The sequence below is a fragment of the Streptomyces sp. R11 genome (assembly GCF_041051905.1).
In the GTDB taxonomy this organism is placed as follows: domain Bacteria; phylum Actinomycetota; class Actinomycetes; order Streptomycetales; family Streptomycetaceae; genus Streptomyces.
Map to the genome: position 1 here is coordinate 1,362,726 of NZ_CP163432.1, position 14,198 is coordinate 1,376,923.

The following is a 14,198-nucleotide window of genomic DNA, read 5'->3' on the forward strand; positions in this document are numbered from 1 at the left end:
AGCGTGCGCCGGGGCAGCCTACCCGTTCTGAGTGACGGTCTCGGCGTCCCACAGGTTGCACTGGTGCGCACGGTGCACAGCGGTGCTCGGCGCGTTCCCGCCGGCGGACGAGGTGCGCAGGGACAGCACCGTCCCGGGCCGGCTCGGCATCGCGGGCTGTCCTGTGGCGCGCGGCACTCCGTCGCGGACGAAGGACCCCCAGTACTGGATCATCTGCCGCGCCAGCGTCCGCTGCTCGGCGTTCAGCGGTGACCGGAGGCCGAAGTGCTTGAAGAGGTACTGCACCTCGTTGACGTGGGTCGCGCCGAAGTCGAAGTCCGTGCCGAGGTTGCGCAGGGAGGCGAAGGGCGGGGAGGTGCGGTCGGCGAACTCGTACGCGTAGACCTTGCCGCGTCCGGCGAGGGTGCCGTCGAGGCGGAGCGCCGGGCAGGCGAACAGCTGGTCGCCCTGGGCGGTGGCGTACGCGATGGTCGGCGAGGGGTGGGCGGACAGCGGGTAGCGCGCGAGGGCCTCGTCGCCGTAGTCCTCCCGCATGACGGCCGGGTACCGCTCGGCGGTGAGCGGGGCTCCGCTGAGGTCGAACCGGGCGAAGGCGAACAGCCGGCCCTCGTCCTGGTTGGCCCCGTTCATGACCGGCACGCCCGCGGCGGCCCCGCGGGCGAACGCCTCCTCGGGCTGCCTCGGCAGAAAGTCGCCGCCGACCACCGGCGCCCAGTCGAACGCGCTCTGGGCGGCCAGGACCTCGGCAGCCGGCTTGGCGCGCAGACAGGCCAGGTCGGCACATCCGAGCTTGTGCGCGAAGTCGGCACCCTGGGCCACGGCCGTACCGTGCGGACGGGCACCGCAGTCGCCGTACGCCCCGCTCTGCATGATCCCGGCCCGGAACAGCCCCTTCGCCGTCGGCGAGGCGAGCTGGGTGCAGACGGAGCGGCCGCCCGCCGACTCGCCCGCGATGGTCACGCGGGCCGGATCGCCGCCGAAGCGGCCGATGCTGGCGCGCACCCAGCGCAGTGCGGCCTGCTGGTCGAGCATGCCGAAGTTGCCGGAGACGCCGTCGCGCGCCTCGCCGTCGAGCCCGGCCGTGGCGAGGAAGCCCATCGCCCCGAGGCGGTAGTTCACGGTCACGACTACGGTGCCGGTCTGCCTGGCGAAGGTGTCGGGGACGACGTCCCGACCGGCCCCGGCGGTGAGCCCTCCGCCGTGGAACCAGACCAGGACCGCGCGACGGGTGGCGCCTTCGGGGACGTACACATTGAGGTCGAGACAGTCCTCGGTGTGGCTGGGCTGCTCATAACCGGGGTCCCAACTGGCGTTCTGCACACACGTGTTGCCGAAGTCCCGTGCCGTACGCACTCCTTGCCAGGGCCGGACCGGACGCGGCTCCCTCCAGCGGAGCCTCCCGACGGGCGGCTCGGCGTAGGGGATGCCGAGGAACTGTCTGCCCTCGGCGGTGTTCTCGCCCCGCACCCAGCCCGCGTCCGTGCGGACGACCGGCGGGTCGGCGGCGGCTTGCGCGGGCGCGGGCGTGACGAGCGCGGCCGCGAGGGCCATCAGCGCGACGGACATACGACGTAACACCGGTCCACCTCCATATTTGTCCACTGTCGAAAGTTCAAATGGGGCTGCTGGGCGCGGCGGGAAAACTATGAGCGTCAGTTACTCGTGTCAACACGGTGCACAAGAAACGGCCGAATGACGCAGGCAACGATGAAGGGGTCACCCCTGCGGGGTGACCCCTGACCTGACGGAAGGCCTAGCGCAGGGCGGAGTCGAGCGTCGCGCCGGCCGCGCCCACGACCGTGGAGACCGTGGCCGGCACCTTGGCAGGGAGGGCCACGACGGCGTCGACGGGGGTGGCGGGCTCGGCTTCGTTGCCGGAGTCGTCCTGGACGTATCGCGTCTCGTAGGGCGACTGCGGGTCCCCCTCCGGCAGGTCCTGCTCGTCGCGCGGAGACTCCGCGTCGGGCGGCTGGGGGACGGTGTTGTCCGGCGACCCGTGGCCGGGTTCCGAGGGGGCGTCGGGCTGCGCGGGTGCCCCGTTCTCCTGCCCCTTCTTCTCCTCCGGCTTTGCCCCTCTCTTCTCCTGTGTCCTCTCGGAGCCGGATTCCTCTCCGCGCACGTCCGCGAGCCCGCCGTCGAGCATCCAGCGCTGCGCCTCGGACCCGTCCCGTTCGGCGACCACCACGCTCACGCCCTCACCGGACGCGACGGCCAGCCCCTCGGACCGGCGTGGCAGCAGTTCGCCGTGGACGGTGAGGTCGTAGCGCACCTCACCGGCGTGCGCGAGGCAGTCCGCCAGGACGACCGTGCCCTCGTCGGCGTCGGAGTCGAGGCAGAGAGTGGGGTCGGCGGCACTGCCCAGCAGGCCGTTGTCCCGGTACGACCACTGCTGGGAAGCGGCTGACGAGCACTCCGCCAGCTCGGCCCGGGCACCGGTGCGGATCGTGCCGTCGCGGAGGTCCAGGCACAGGCCCTGACCGAGATTGCGGAGCCGACCCTGAGCGATCTCGACCGGGTCCTCGGCCGAGGCGGCCGACGGTGAGCCGCCGGACGAGGGCGGGGACACCGCGCCCGGGTGGACGGTCTTGCCGCTGGGCGCGCCCCAGGTGGCACCCGGGGCGGGGACGCCGCTCTCCTCGGTCCAGCCCTTGGCGGCGAGGACCGTCACGAGCAGCGCGAGAACGGTGAGACCGACCCCCATGGCGACGGCCCTCGGACGGACGCGCGGCGGAGCCAGGCGCTCCGGACGGTGCCGCCCACCGTGTCGCGGGCCTTGCAACGGTGTCGTCCCCGAGCCGCCCCGCCTGGGCCGGGAGTCGAGATAGCGCCGGGCGCCCCACCCGAGCACGGTCTCGGCGAGCAGCGCTTCGAGGCCGCCCTCGAAGTGGCTGAGCTGCTCGGCGGCGTGACGGCAGTAGCGGCATTCCGTCAGATGCTGCTGTACGTCGGGCAGCAGGGCACCGCCCCGGCGAATGGGGACATCCAGGAGACGGTTGTAGTAACGGCATTCCCGGGTGGGCGCGAGTTCGCCGTGGGCGCGGACGCAACCCCTCCTGAATTGCTCGCGCACTCCCTCCAGTGCGGCCGACGCGGTGACCGCGTCCACTCCCAGCAGACCAGCGGGTATGGTTATCGGTTCCGCCTCGACCTCGGTGTGCCAGAGAAGGCATTGCGAGGCCCCGGACAGCGCACGGAAAGCGCGTTCGGCGATGTGCCGCCTTTCGGGCGTCTCGGACCGCGCGGCACGCAGCCCGCGGCCGCCCGTCGGTTTGCCGAGTTCCGGCAACAGAGCGGAAATTTGGCCGTCTGCCGCCCACTCCTTCACCAGATCCCTTACAGCGGTGAGGAGGCGGGGACGCAGGGCGCCGCCGTCCGGTCGGCCGAGCACGCGATGGAACGCGGCTGCGGCCACCATGGAGGCCGAACTCTCCGTGGACACCAGGCAGATGGCCGCGTAGTCGTAGGTGGCACGCCAGTGCCGGGCCATCAGCAGCGCGACGGCATGAGCGTCCGCGCCGGCCTTGCCGAGCCTCGCGACGAGATCGCGGTCGGACTCCGAGGGGCTCGCCCCGGGGCGTGGCGGGTAGGGGGGTCGTGGGGGGTAAGGGGATTGCACTGAACCATTTCCTTCCCGGCCTCAGGACGGCATGGGGAAAGCACGTCCGTCGGAAAGCAGGTGCCTGATTGGTGCGTACCTAGGCCGCGTCACCTGTGGACCGGCTATCGGGCCGCTCACTTTCGCACAAGCGACGTACTGGAAACAAGAAGTTCGAGTGACTGACGTTCAAAAGGCGAGAAATTCAGGAATAGTTACCGGCGGTATCCGCACCCGCATTCGATAGCGGCACGGAGTTGTGCGCCAAGTTGTGTGCAGCCAGGGACACTTGGTCCACGGAATCTTCAACTCCGCATCGACCGGCGACATGAGCGCTGCCGGTCGGCCGGGACACGGAAGAGGGGCCCCGCACGCACGGCGGGGCCCCTCTTCGTCGTCGTGCGGCCGACTCAGCCGTTCGGACGCAGCGTCCAGACGACCGTCATCTCCCCGGTGACGGCTCCGTCACCGCGCTGGATCTCAATGGCCACGGGGAACTCGGGCCGCTCCCCCGCCTCCAGCTCCGCGACGACGTCGGCGGCCGGACGGCCCAGCGTCGCGGTGGCGGTGACGGCACCCATGGCGAGCTTCTTGTAGGCGATCTCGGCGCTGACGGCGAGCGGAACGGCGCGCGAGAGCTGGTCGCCGAACGCAGCCAGCACGATCGCCCCGCTGGCGGACTCCCCGAGCGTGAACATGGCGCCGGCATGCGGCCCGCCCACGTGGTTGTGGTACTCACCCTGGTCCGGCAGAGCCACCACGGCCTTCTCCGGCGTGGTCTCCAGGAACTCGAGGTTCAGGGTCCGGGCCATGGGCACGGTGGCGGCGAGCATCTCGCCGATCGACATCTGGTCTGCGCTCATGGGGGTCATGTTACCCACGAGTAGGCTCCGGGGAACAGGGCGTGTGACGCAACAGATAGGTGGTCGACGTAAGGGGACAGTGGAGGTGACGGGCGACTGACGGCGTTCGGGGCGAAGCGGTGCATCCGACCCGTGACCTGCAGTTCGTTTGGCAAATCGAGGGCCGGGCGGCGATAGTCGGCCGGTGACCTCCGCCGCCGATCCCCGCCGCCGATCCCGCCGCCCCGCCTGGGCGGGCCGCAACTACAGCCTGCTGACCGCCTCGGCGTTCGTCACGAACCTCGGCAGTCATGGCGCGCTGATCGCCGCGGCGTTCGCGGTACTGGAGGCCGGCGGCGACGGCGGCGACGTGGGCCTGGTGGCCGCCTCCCGCACCCTTCCCCTGGTGCTCTTCCTGCTGATCGGCGGCGCCGTCGCCGACCGGGTCCCGCGGCACCGGGTGATGGTCGCGGCCAACGCCCTCAACTGTCTCTCCCAAGCCGCCTTCGCCGTGCTCGTCCTCGCCGGCGAGGCCCAGCTGTGGCAGATGATGCTGCTGACCGCCCTCGGCGGCACCGGGCAGGCGTTCTTCAGCCCGGCGGCCGAGGGCATGCTGCTGTCGTCGGTCCAGGGCGAGCAGGCGAGCCGGGCGTTCGCCGTGTTCCGGATGGCCATGCAGGGTGCGGCGGTCGGCGGTGCCGCCCTCGGCGGTGCCATGGTGGCCGCGATCGGGCCCGGCTGGGTGCTGGCGGCGGACGCGGCGGCCTTCGCCGTCGCCGGATCCATGCGGGCGTTCCTCGACGTGAGTCACATTCCGCAGCGCGCGCCGGGCGGCGGAATGCTCGCCGATCTGCGGGACGGCTGGCGGGAGTTCGCCGGGCGGCCGTGGCTGTGGGCTGTCGTCATCCAGTTCTCCATCGCGAACGCGGTCGTCGCCGCGGCCGACGCGGTCTACGGCCCACTGGTCGCCCGGGACCACCTGGGCGGGGCGGGCCCGTGGGGCCTGGCGCTGGGCTTCTTCGGCGCGGGCACAGTCGCCGGCGCCCTGCTCATGACCCGCTGGAAGCCACGCCGCCTGCTCCTCGCCGGCACTCTGTGCGTCTTCCCGCTCGCCCTCCCCTCCGCCGCGCTCGCCATTCCCGCGCCGATCAGCGTGCTGTGTGCGGTGATGTTCCTCACCGGCGTGACGCTGGAGGTGTTCGGCGTCTCCTGGATGACGGCACTCCATCAGGAGATACCGGAGGAGAAGCTGTCCCGGGTCTGCGCGTACGACTGGTTCGGCTCGGTCGCGCTGGTCCCGCTGGCGACGGCGCTGGCCGGCCCGGCGGAGGTGGCGGTCGGGCGCACGTCCGCGCTGTGGGGCTGCGCCGCGCTGGTCGTGTTCGTGACGGCGGCGGTCCTGTGCGTACCGGACGTACGGAACCTACGGCGTCGTACCAAGCAGGTGAGCGCGGGCGGCCACCTCGGCTCAGCCGATGCTGAAAGCCCCGTCCGGGGGCTCGGGTGACGGTACGGCGTCCTCGTCCCGCACCGGTCGCGCCCCGCCGATGAACTCCCGCAGGCCGGGCCCGTGTTCGACCCTCGCCGCAAAGGCGTCGGAGGCGGTGAGGCGGGCCAGGGCCGCCGTGTCGAAGGGCCGGTGCGCGGCGACGAGCACCGCGTTGCCGAACCGCCTGCCGCGCAGCACACCCGGCTCGGCGATCAGCGCGAGCTCCTCGAACACCGTGCGGTAGGTGGCGAGTTGGGAACGCAGGAAGGCGAAGGGCGCGGCATCGGCGAGGTTCGCCACATAGACGCCGCTTCCCCGCAGAACCCGCTCGGCCTGACGGACGTAGGCGACCGACGTCAGATGCGCCGGCACCCGTGACCCACCGAAGACATCGGCGACGAGCACGTCGGCCGAGTCGTCCACGGCGTCCTCCAGCCACGCCCGGGCGTCCCCGGCGTGCAGCCGGATGCCGACCCCGTCCGGAACCGGAAGATGCTCGGCGACCAGCTCCAGCAGACCCCGGTCGGCCTCGACCACGTCCTGCTGTGAGCCGGGCCGGGTCGCGGCCACGTACCGGGGCAGCGTGAGCGCGCCGCCGCCGAGATGCAGCACGTCCAGCGGCCGCCCCGCCTCGGCGACGGTGTCGAGCACGTGCCCCAGCCGCCGGGCGTACTCGAACTCCAGGTGTGTCGGCTCGTCAAGATCCACGTACGACTGAGGAGCCCCGTCGACGGTGAGCAACCAGGCACGCTTCCGATCGACGTCGGGCATCAGCTTGGCGGTGCCGTAGTCGACGGGCCGGGTCACGGGTATGGGCTCATTCACCTTCTCATTGTGGCGGCAGGACTCCGCAGCAACGCACGGGAGCGCCCCGACAGGGGCGCGGGGCACTGCGGGATCAGCCACGACGATCCCGCAGTCCCCCACGAACCGCCCCCTCACACGACGGCGGTCACGGTCCCCGCCCCGACAGTCCTGCCACCCTCACGGATGGCGAACCCGAGCCCCGGCTCCAAAGGCACCTCACGCCCCAGCTCGACGGTCATCGCAACCGTCTCCCCGGGCCGCGCGACACCCACCTCACCGAGGTCGATGTCACCCACCACATCCGCCGTACGGATGTAGAACTGCGGCCGATACCCGGTGACGACAGGAGTCGTACGCCCGCCCTCACGGGCCGAGAGCACATACACCTGCGCGGAGAAACGACGGCGCGGAACGACACTGCCCGGCGCGGCCACCACGTGCCCCCTGCGCACCGCGTCCCGGGGAACCCCGCGCAGCAACAGCGCCACGTTGTCCCCGGCCTGCGCCTCGTCCATCGGCTTGCCGAACGTCTCAAGGCCGGTGACCACGCTCTCCAGCCCGGCCCCGAGCACTTCGACCCGGTCGCCGACGCGCACGGTGCCCCGCTCCACGGCGCCGGTCACCACGGTCCCGCGGCCGGTGATCGTGAGCACGTTCTCGACCGGCAGCAGGAACGGCGCGTCCACATACCGCTCCGGCATCGGAACGTACGTGTCCACCGCGTCGAGCAGCGCCTCGACCGATGCCGTCCACTTGGGGTCCCCCTCCAAGGCCTTCAGCCCCGACACGCGTACGACGGGCGCGGCGTCGCCGCCGTAGCCGTGCTCGGTGAGCAGGTCGCGGACCTCCAGCTCGACGAGGTCGACGAGCTCCTCGTCACCCGCGTCGGCCTTGTTGAGCGCGACCACGATGTGGTCGACGCCCACCTGCCGGGCGAGCAGCACGTGTTCGGCGGTCTGCGGCATGATCCCGTCGAGTGCGGAGACGACGAGGATCGCCCCGTCGAGCTGCGCGGCGCCGGTGACCATGTTCTTGACGTAGTCGGCGTGGCCCGGCATGTCGACGTGCGCGTAGTGGCGGGTGTCGGTCTCGTACTCGACGTGCGCGATGTTGATGGTGATGCCGCGCGCGGCCTCCTCCGGCGCCCGGTCGATGCGGTCGAACGGAACGAACGTGGAGGACCCGCGCTCGGCGAGGACCTTGGTGATGGCGGCGGTCAACGTGGTCTTGCCGTGGTCGACATGGCCCATCGTGCCGATGTTCAGATGCGGTTTGGTGCGCACGTATGCCGTCTTGGACATGGCTGTACCTCGAAGTCTCTGCAAAAGTGATCTCGCGTAGGTGGAGCTCGCGTGCGAGATGGGGACCCCAAGGACTTGCCGACCCTCCCCCTGCGGGGTCCGCCGGACTATCCGGAGAGGGTCAGCTTCGGGCGCCGTCGACTGCGGTCAGGAGGACCAGAACGGCAGCCTTCGTGGCATCCGCGACTGCGGATGCTGCGAGGACGAAGGCGTGCCGGAACATGAGGTCGATCATCGTCGACGCCGTGCCCGGCGTCGAATGGTTTTTCGCGGATGGGGAGTTCGGGGCCTTATGCCCCGATGTTCTTCAGTGCCTCCCGCACCGACAGTGGCGCGAACCTCCCCCGCTCCCGCGCGAGGAACTCCCGTACGGCCTCCGGGTCGGTCTTGGCGTACTCGCGCAGGCACCAGCCGATCGCCTTACGGATGAAGAAGTCGCTGTGCCCGGACTGGCGCAGGCAGTAGGCGAAGAGGCGTCGGGGGTCGGTGTGGTCCTTGTAGCGCAGCTGGTGGAGGAGGGCGGTGCGGGCGACCCACAGGTCGTCGTCGGCGATCCAGCCGTCCATGTCGGCGGTGAGTTTCGGGTCGGCCGCGACGAGGCCGCCGACGACGTGCGCGGCGAGTGCGTCGACGGTGTCCCACCAGGAGACGGTGGTGATGAGGTGCCGGGTCACCGGCAGGAAGCCGGAGGAGCAGCGCCCCACGTGCCGGCGCAGATAGTCGACGGCGAAGTAGTGGTACTCGCGCTCGGGCAGCTCCCAGCAGCGCAGGGCGATCGCGGTGCAGTCGGCCTCGTCGGGGCGTGGTGTGCCCTTGAGGACGGCGCGGGAGAGAGCGCGGCGCTCGGGGGTGGGGATGCCGAGGAACGGGGCGACGTCCTTCATGTACGCCCGGGCGGCGGCAGCGCGCTCAGGGTCCGCGGCGGCGGCATACGTGGCGGTGAGCCGCTCCAGGACCGTGTCGGCCAGACCACTGCGGGGAACTTCCGTTGTTCCCCCTCCTGTGACGCTCATGAGACGAACCATACGGCGATCACACATCTTTGTCGGTTACTGTCGCCGGATGCTCGACGATGCCACCACCCGCTCTGGGGGCACCGCCAAGGCCTCCCCCGGGGCCGCCGCCACGGAGCTCGCAGTACTCGCCCCCGCAGCCGTCCCTGTTCCCGTCCCCGTGCCCGGGGGCTTCGCCGCGCGCTGCACGAGAACCCTGCTGTCGCCGTGGTCCCGGCTGTCCCTGCTCCTGGTCCTGCTCGCGGCGGCGGCGTCGTCCGTGCTGCTCTTCGAGCCGCAGAAGCTGCTGGCGGACGGCTGGCCGCCCCAGGTGGCGGGCCCGGCCGCGGTGGTGTTGTTCGCCGTGGCGTACGGGCTGATCACGGTGGCGTTCGTGCCGCGGCCGCTGCTGAACCTCGCGGCGGGCGCGCTCTTCGGTTCCGAGTGGGGCATCGGCGCGGCCATGGCGGGCACGGTGCTGGGGGCCGGGATCGCCTTCGGGCTGGGCCGGTTGCTCGGCCAGGAGGCGCTGCGCCCGCTGCTGCGCGGCCGGTTGCTGAAGGCGGCGGACGGCCAGTTCAGCCGGCACGGCTTCCGCTCGATGCTGGCGGTGCGGCTGTTCCCCGGTGTGCCGTTCTGGGCCGCGAACTACGCCGCCGCCGTCTCCCGCATGGGCTACGTCCCGTTCCTGCTCGCGACGGCCATCGGGTCGATCCCGAACGTCGCCGCGTACGTCGTCGCCGGCGCCCGTGCCTCCACGCCGACGTCGCCCGCCTTCCTGATCGCGCTCGCCTGTATCGCGCTGCCGGCGCTGGCCGGCGCGGTGGTGGCATGGCGCAAGCGCCACCACCTGCGGGGCCGCTGAACCGTTTCGCCTGCTGCGGGCGCGGCTACACGGACTCCAGGATCATCGCGTTGGCCAGGCCGCCCGCCTCGCACATCGTCTGCAGGGCATAGCGGGCGCCGCGCTCGCGCATCGCGTGCACCAGGGTCGTGGTCAGCCGGGTTCCGCTGGCACCGAGCGGATGGCCGATCGCGATCGCGCCGCCGTGCACGTTGACCTTGGCGAGGTCGGCGCCGGTCTCCTGCCGCCAGGCGAGCACGACGCTGGAGAAGGCCTCGTTGACCTCGAACAGGTCGATGTCGTCGAGGGACAGGTTCGCCCGGCGCAGCACCTTCTCCGTCGCCGGTATGACCCCGGTGAGCATGAGGACCGGGTCGGAGCCGGTGACGGAGAAGCTGTGCAGCCGGGCAAGGGGACGCAGGCCGAGCCGGGCCGCCGTCTCGCTGGACGTGACGAGCACGGCGGAGGCGCCGTCGTTGATGGGGCTCGCGTTGCCCGCGGTGACGTTCCACTCGATCTGCGGGAAACGCTCGGCGAAGACCGGGTCGTGGTAGGCGGGCTTGAGGCCGGCGAGGATCTCGGGGGTGCTGCCGGGGCGTACGCATTCGTCGCGCGAGACGCCCTCCAGGGGCGCGACCTCGGCGTCGAAGAGGCCGTTGTCCCAGGCCGCGGCGGCCTTGTGGTGCGAGGAGACGGCGAACGCGTCCATCTGCTCGCGCGTGATCGACCACTTGGCCGCGATGAGCTCGGCGCTGATGCCCTGCGGGACGAGCCCCTCGGGGTAGCGCTCGGCGATGCCGGGGCCGAAGGGGTCCTTGCCGGGCGGCACGTTCGACCACATCGGCACCCGGCTCATCGACTCGACCCCGCACGCGACGACCATGTCGTACGCGCCCGAGATGACGCCCTGGGCGGCGAAGTGCACGGCCTGCTGGGAGGAGCCGCACTGGCGGTCCACGGTGGTCGCCGGGACCGTCTCCGGGAAGCCTGCCGACAGGGCTGCGTAGCGGGTGGTGTTCATGGCCTGCTCGCCGACCTGGTCGACGGTGCCGCCGATGACGTCGTCGATCAGCGCAGGGTCGACGCCCGAGCGCTCGACGAGGGTGCGCAGGGTGTGGGCGAGGAGTTCGACGGGGTGGACGTGCGCCAGGGCTCCGCTCGGCTTGCCCTTGCCTATCGGGGTGCGTACGGCTTCGACGATGACTGCGTCACGCATGGTGCGGGCCTCCTTGGCCGCCGGGGCGATCACCGGCGCGATTACCAGTGAGTAGGAAATTCGAACTCACCATAGCCCGGTGAGTTGGAAAATCAAACCCGCAAGTTGGAAAGTCGAACCCTCCCCCTAAACTGAGCCGCATGGCCGCCACCAAAGACCCGCGCCCCTGCTCCATCGCCGACGCCCTGGCGCTCGTCGGCGAGAAGTACTCGCTGCTCGTCCTGCGAGAGGTGTGTCTGGGCAACGGCCGCTTCGACCAGCTCGTGCGCAACATCGGCGCCCCGCGCGACATCCTGGCCACCCGGCTGCGCCGACTCGTCGACGCCGGCATCCTCACCAAGCGGGCCTACAGCGAGCGCCCGCAGCGGTTCGAGTACCGGCCCACGCCTGCGGGACTGGAGCTGGAACCGGTCCTGATGACCCTCATGGCCTGGGGCGACCGCCACCTGCGCGGGGCCGACGACCGCCCCATGGTGATCGAGCACACCTGCGGCAACGAACTGGTCGCGGTCGTCACCTGCCGGGCCTGTGGCGGCGCGGTGCACCACGAGGACCTCACGGCCCACCCCCAGGCGCCCGGATGGACGGTGACGGGACCGGCGGCATCCTGAAGCCCGTCGCTCCCGCCGGAGCGAGGCCCCTGTGCCGGAGCCGACTTCGCGGGGCGCTACGCTGCCCCTCGACACCTGCGATCACTGCGCCGCCGACGCGGTGTCCCCCTTCATCCCTTGCCGCAACCAGCACTTGGACTCCGTAACTTCATGTCTTGGTTTGAATCGCTCATCCTCGGACTCGTCCAAGGGCTGACCGAGTTCCTCCCCGTGTCCTCCAGCGCGCACCTGCGCCTGACCGCGGCGTTCTCGGGATGGGAGGACCCCGGTGCGGCCTTCACGGCGATCACGCAGATCGGCACGGAGATTGCCGTACTGATCTACTTCCGCAAGGACATCGGGCGGATCATCTCTGCGTGGCTGCGCTCGCTGACCAACAAGGAGATGCGGCAGGACCACGACGCCCAGATGGGCTGGCTGGTGATCGTCGGCTCGATCCCGATCGGCGTGCTGGGCCTGACGCTCAAGGACCAGATCGAGGGCCCCTTCCGCGACCTGCGCATCACGGCCACGATGCTGATCGTCGTCGGCATCATCATCGGCATCGCGGACCGGCTGGCGGCACGCGACGAGTCGGGCGGCCGGCACCGCGCCGCCAAGCAGCGCAAGGGACTTGAGGACCTGGGCGTGAAGGACGGCCTGATCTTCGGCCTGTGCCAGTCCGCGGCGCTCATCCCCGGAGTCTCCCGCTCCGGCGCCACCATCAGCGGCGGCCTCTTCATGGGCTACTCCCGTGAGTCCGCGGCCCGCTACTCGTTCCTCCTCGCCATCCCGGCCGTCCTCGCCTCCGGCCTGTTCGAGCTCAAGGACGCGATGGAGAGCGGCCACGTGTCCTGGGGCCCGACGATCTTCGCGACGGTGATCGCCTTCGTGACCGGCTATGCCGTCATCGCCTGGTTCATGAAGTTCATCTCGACCAAGAGCTTCATGCCCTTCGTCTGGTACCGCATCGCACTCGGCATCGTCATCATCGCCCTGGTGGCGGCAGGCGTCCTGAGCCCGCACGCGGCGGAGTCGGCGGGCTGACGAGCACGCCGCCCATGACTCTCAACCAGCAGTTCGCCTGCGTCACCCCGGCCTGACTCGAACGCTGCCGGACGTCGACACTCGACTCGCCGGGGGAGCGCCGGGTCGGGCTCCACCGCCGGCCGATCTCCTCGACACGGGCTGGGCGATCTGGGGCCTCATCCGGCACTGCCACGCGACGGGAACCGACGCGGCCCTGATCGCACTGCTCGACCGGGCCGCCTCCGGCGACCCCGGCGGGGACATCGGCTTCCTCGACCACGACGAGGTCTACGACGGCATCGAGGGGCCGCCCCCTCCTCGCCCCTGCCACAGTCACGGAGATTGCCCGCGCTTCGGCGCGATGCGGGAGTTCCACGGCGGCGCAACTCAGCGGGGGCAGTGCGTGGTCGTGTGCACCGACTGACGTCCGACCTGCTGACCGATAGGTCAGTACGGACGCTCACCGAAACGCCCACCCGGAAATCCGTGACCAATCACATACGTTCTGCGTAGCCGTCCGGTAGCGCACTGTCAGTCCTTGCCCCTAGGCTTGCCTGCATGTCCCCCCATTCCTTAGGCCCTGGTTCCGTGCGGTCTGCTGCCGAGGTGAACGAGGAGATTCGCGCCCTGTGGCTGCGCGCAGGCGGCTCGCTGTCGGCGCAGGAGCGCGCGGAGTACGAGCTGTTGGTGGTCGAGTGGGCTGCCGCGATCCGAGGTGCGGTCATCGAGGCGGCTTGAAGCGAGGACCCCGGGGCGAGCAGCACCGGTTGACGATCGGCCGCGTCTAGGCGGCCAGGTGCGCCAGGACGTCCTCCCTCAACGGGTATGGCCGCTCCTTCGGCAACAACTCGGCCGCACGCTCCAGTTCACCCGCCCGCACACGCGCGTGCATCTCCCTGGCGAGCGGCGTCACATCCTCGATGCCGAGGATCCATTCGTCCGCGTACTGTGCCGGCGCCTCCCCTCCGAGCCCCAGCTGCAATGACCGGTACGGCAAAGGGTTGAGGCGCAGATCGCGCTCCGGATCCCACTGCACGCGCGCGGGCGCCGCCCTCAACTGCCGCTTCCAGGCGTCCCGGTCGCCGTGCAGGGCAGGCACGTAGTGCGAGAGGCACGCGTGACGCAGCGCCCACTCGAAGCCCTCGCGGCTGATCTCGACGGCGAGAACGGTCTCCTGGTTCTCCTTCATGGCCCAGCCGCAGCGGTACATCATCCACAGGAACGACGGCTTGATCCATGTCAAGCCGCGTTCATAGACCTTTCTGTTTCCGGTGCGCGCTGCGAGAACAGTGCTGGGGAATGCGGCCGTTTGGGTACTGCAGCCCCGACGATCCTGGTTACCCTCCAGTCACGTTGACCTGCGGGGATGGACCGACCGCGCTTCCTTTGACGAGTGGATATGCGGGACGGTGATTGCTGGCTAGAGTCGTCTTGTTACAACTGGTTGCGGGGACAACCAAAGTGCCTTTCGGCTGCCAACGTCCTGGGGAGGG

12 protein-coding genes and 1 pseudogene are annotated in these 14,198 nt (G+C 70.7%); 5 read left to right on the plus strand and 8 right to left on the minus strand.

The features are described 5' to 3' along the window. Positions 1 to 18 precede the first annotated feature (18 nt). The 3 genes from AB5J55_RS06210 to AB5J55_RS06220 all read right to left on the minus strand — a co-directional run bounded on the left by AB5J55_RS06210 (position 19) and on the right by AB5J55_RS06220 (position 4,443). Complete coding sequence (locus AB5J55_RS06210) at positions 19 to 1,566, minus strand: carboxylesterase/lipase family protein (RefSeq protein WP_369269697.1); 1,548 nt, start codon at positions 1,564 to 1,566, stop codon at positions 19 to 21. A gap of 187 nt (positions 1,567 to 1,753) precedes the next feature. Then, on the minus strand, positions 1,754 to 3,616 hold the full coding sequence (locus AB5J55_RS06215) for a ricin-type beta-trefoil lectin domain protein (RefSeq protein ID WP_369269698.1): 1,863 nt from the start codon (positions 3,614 to 3,616) through the stop codon (positions 1,754 to 1,756). A gap of 389 nt (positions 3,617 to 4,005) precedes the next feature. Further along, positions 4,006 to 4,443, minus strand: coding sequence for a DUF4442 domain-containing protein (locus tag AB5J55_RS06220; protein WP_369276110.1), 438 nt, complete (start codon positions 4,441 to 4,443; stop codon positions 4,006 to 4,008). 199 nt (positions 4,444 to 4,642) lie between these two features. On the opposite strand from AB5J55_RS06220, the gene AB5J55_RS06225 reads away from it, so the two are divergent. Continuing rightward, positions 4,643 to 5,944, plus strand: a complete 1,302-nt coding sequence (locus AB5J55_RS06225; RefSeq protein WP_369269699.1) for an MFS transporter — start codon at positions 4,643 to 4,645, stop codon at positions 5,942 to 5,944. Here the strand turns inward: AB5J55_RS06225 and AB5J55_RS06230 are convergent. From AB5J55_RS06230 to AB5J55_RS06240, 3 genes are all read right to left on the minus strand, one after another. Further along, on the minus strand, positions 5,906 to 6,751 hold the full coding sequence (locus AB5J55_RS06230; protein ID WP_369269700.1) for a spermidine synthase: 846 nt from the start codon (positions 6,749 to 6,751) through the stop codon (positions 5,906 to 5,908). The two genes, AB5J55_RS06225 and AB5J55_RS06230, sit on opposite strands and share 39 nt — an antisense overlap. A 113-nt stretch (positions 6,752 to 6,864) precedes the next feature. Continuing rightward, on the minus strand, positions 6,865 to 8,034 hold the full coding sequence (gene tuf, locus AB5J55_RS06235) for an elongation factor Tu (protein WP_369269701.1): 1,170 nt from the start codon (positions 8,032 to 8,034) through the stop codon (positions 6,865 to 6,867). A gap of 290 nt (positions 8,035 to 8,324) precedes the next feature. Next, positions 8,325 to 9,047 (minus strand): DNA alkylation repair protein, encoded by a 723-nt coding sequence (locus AB5J55_RS06240; RefSeq protein ID WP_369269702.1) that lies wholly within the window; start codon positions 9,045 to 9,047, stop codon positions 8,325 to 8,327. Between the two features lie 49 nt (positions 9,048 to 9,096). Here AB5J55_RS06240 and AB5J55_RS06245 point away from each other — a divergent pair, with 49 nt between their 5' ends. Next, on the plus strand, positions 9,097 to 9,891 hold the full coding sequence (locus tag AB5J55_RS06245; RefSeq protein WP_369269703.1) for a TVP38/TMEM64 family protein: 795 nt from the start codon (positions 9,097 to 9,099) through the stop codon (positions 9,889 to 9,891). A gap of 25 nt (positions 9,892 to 9,916) precedes the next feature. Here AB5J55_RS06245 and AB5J55_RS06250 read toward each other — a convergent pair whose 3' ends face one another. After that, positions 9,917 to 11,086, minus strand: a complete 1,170-nt coding sequence (locus AB5J55_RS06250; protein WP_369269704.1) for an acetyl-CoA C-acyltransferase — start codon at positions 11,084 to 11,086, stop codon at positions 9,917 to 9,919. Positions 11,087 to 11,226: 140 nt separating this feature from the next. Here AB5J55_RS06250 and AB5J55_RS06255 point away from each other — a divergent pair, with 140 nt between their 5' ends. The 3 genes from AB5J55_RS06255 to AB5J55_RS06265 all read left to right on the plus strand — a co-directional run bounded on the left by AB5J55_RS06255 (position 11,227) and on the right by AB5J55_RS06265 (position 13,443). After that, a complete protein-coding gene (locus AB5J55_RS06255) occupies positions 11,227 to 11,697 on the plus strand; it encodes a winged helix-turn-helix transcriptional regulator (RefSeq protein WP_369269705.1) in 471 nt (156 codons plus the stop codon). A gap of 150 nt (positions 11,698 to 11,847) precedes the next feature. Beyond that, positions 11,848 to 12,723: an undecaprenyl-diphosphate phosphatase gene (locus tag AB5J55_RS06260; protein ID WP_369269706.1), complete on the plus strand. Its 876-nt coding sequence runs from the start codon at positions 11,848 to 11,850 to the stop codon at positions 12,721 to 12,723. 540 nt (positions 12,724 to 13,263) lie between these two features. Then, entirely contained in the window at positions 13,264 to 13,443 is a 180-nt protein-coding gene (locus AB5J55_RS06265) for a hypothetical protein (RefSeq protein WP_328883049.1), read from the plus strand. Positions 13,444 to 13,489: 46 nt separating this feature from the next. On the opposite strand, the pseudogene AB5J55_RS06270 reads toward AB5J55_RS06265, so the two are convergent. Continuing rightward, positions 13,490 to 13,948, minus strand: a pseudogene (locus AB5J55_RS06270) (DUF4291 domain-containing protein); the annotation flags it as partial. Positions 13,949 to 14,198: the final 250 nt, after the last annotated feature.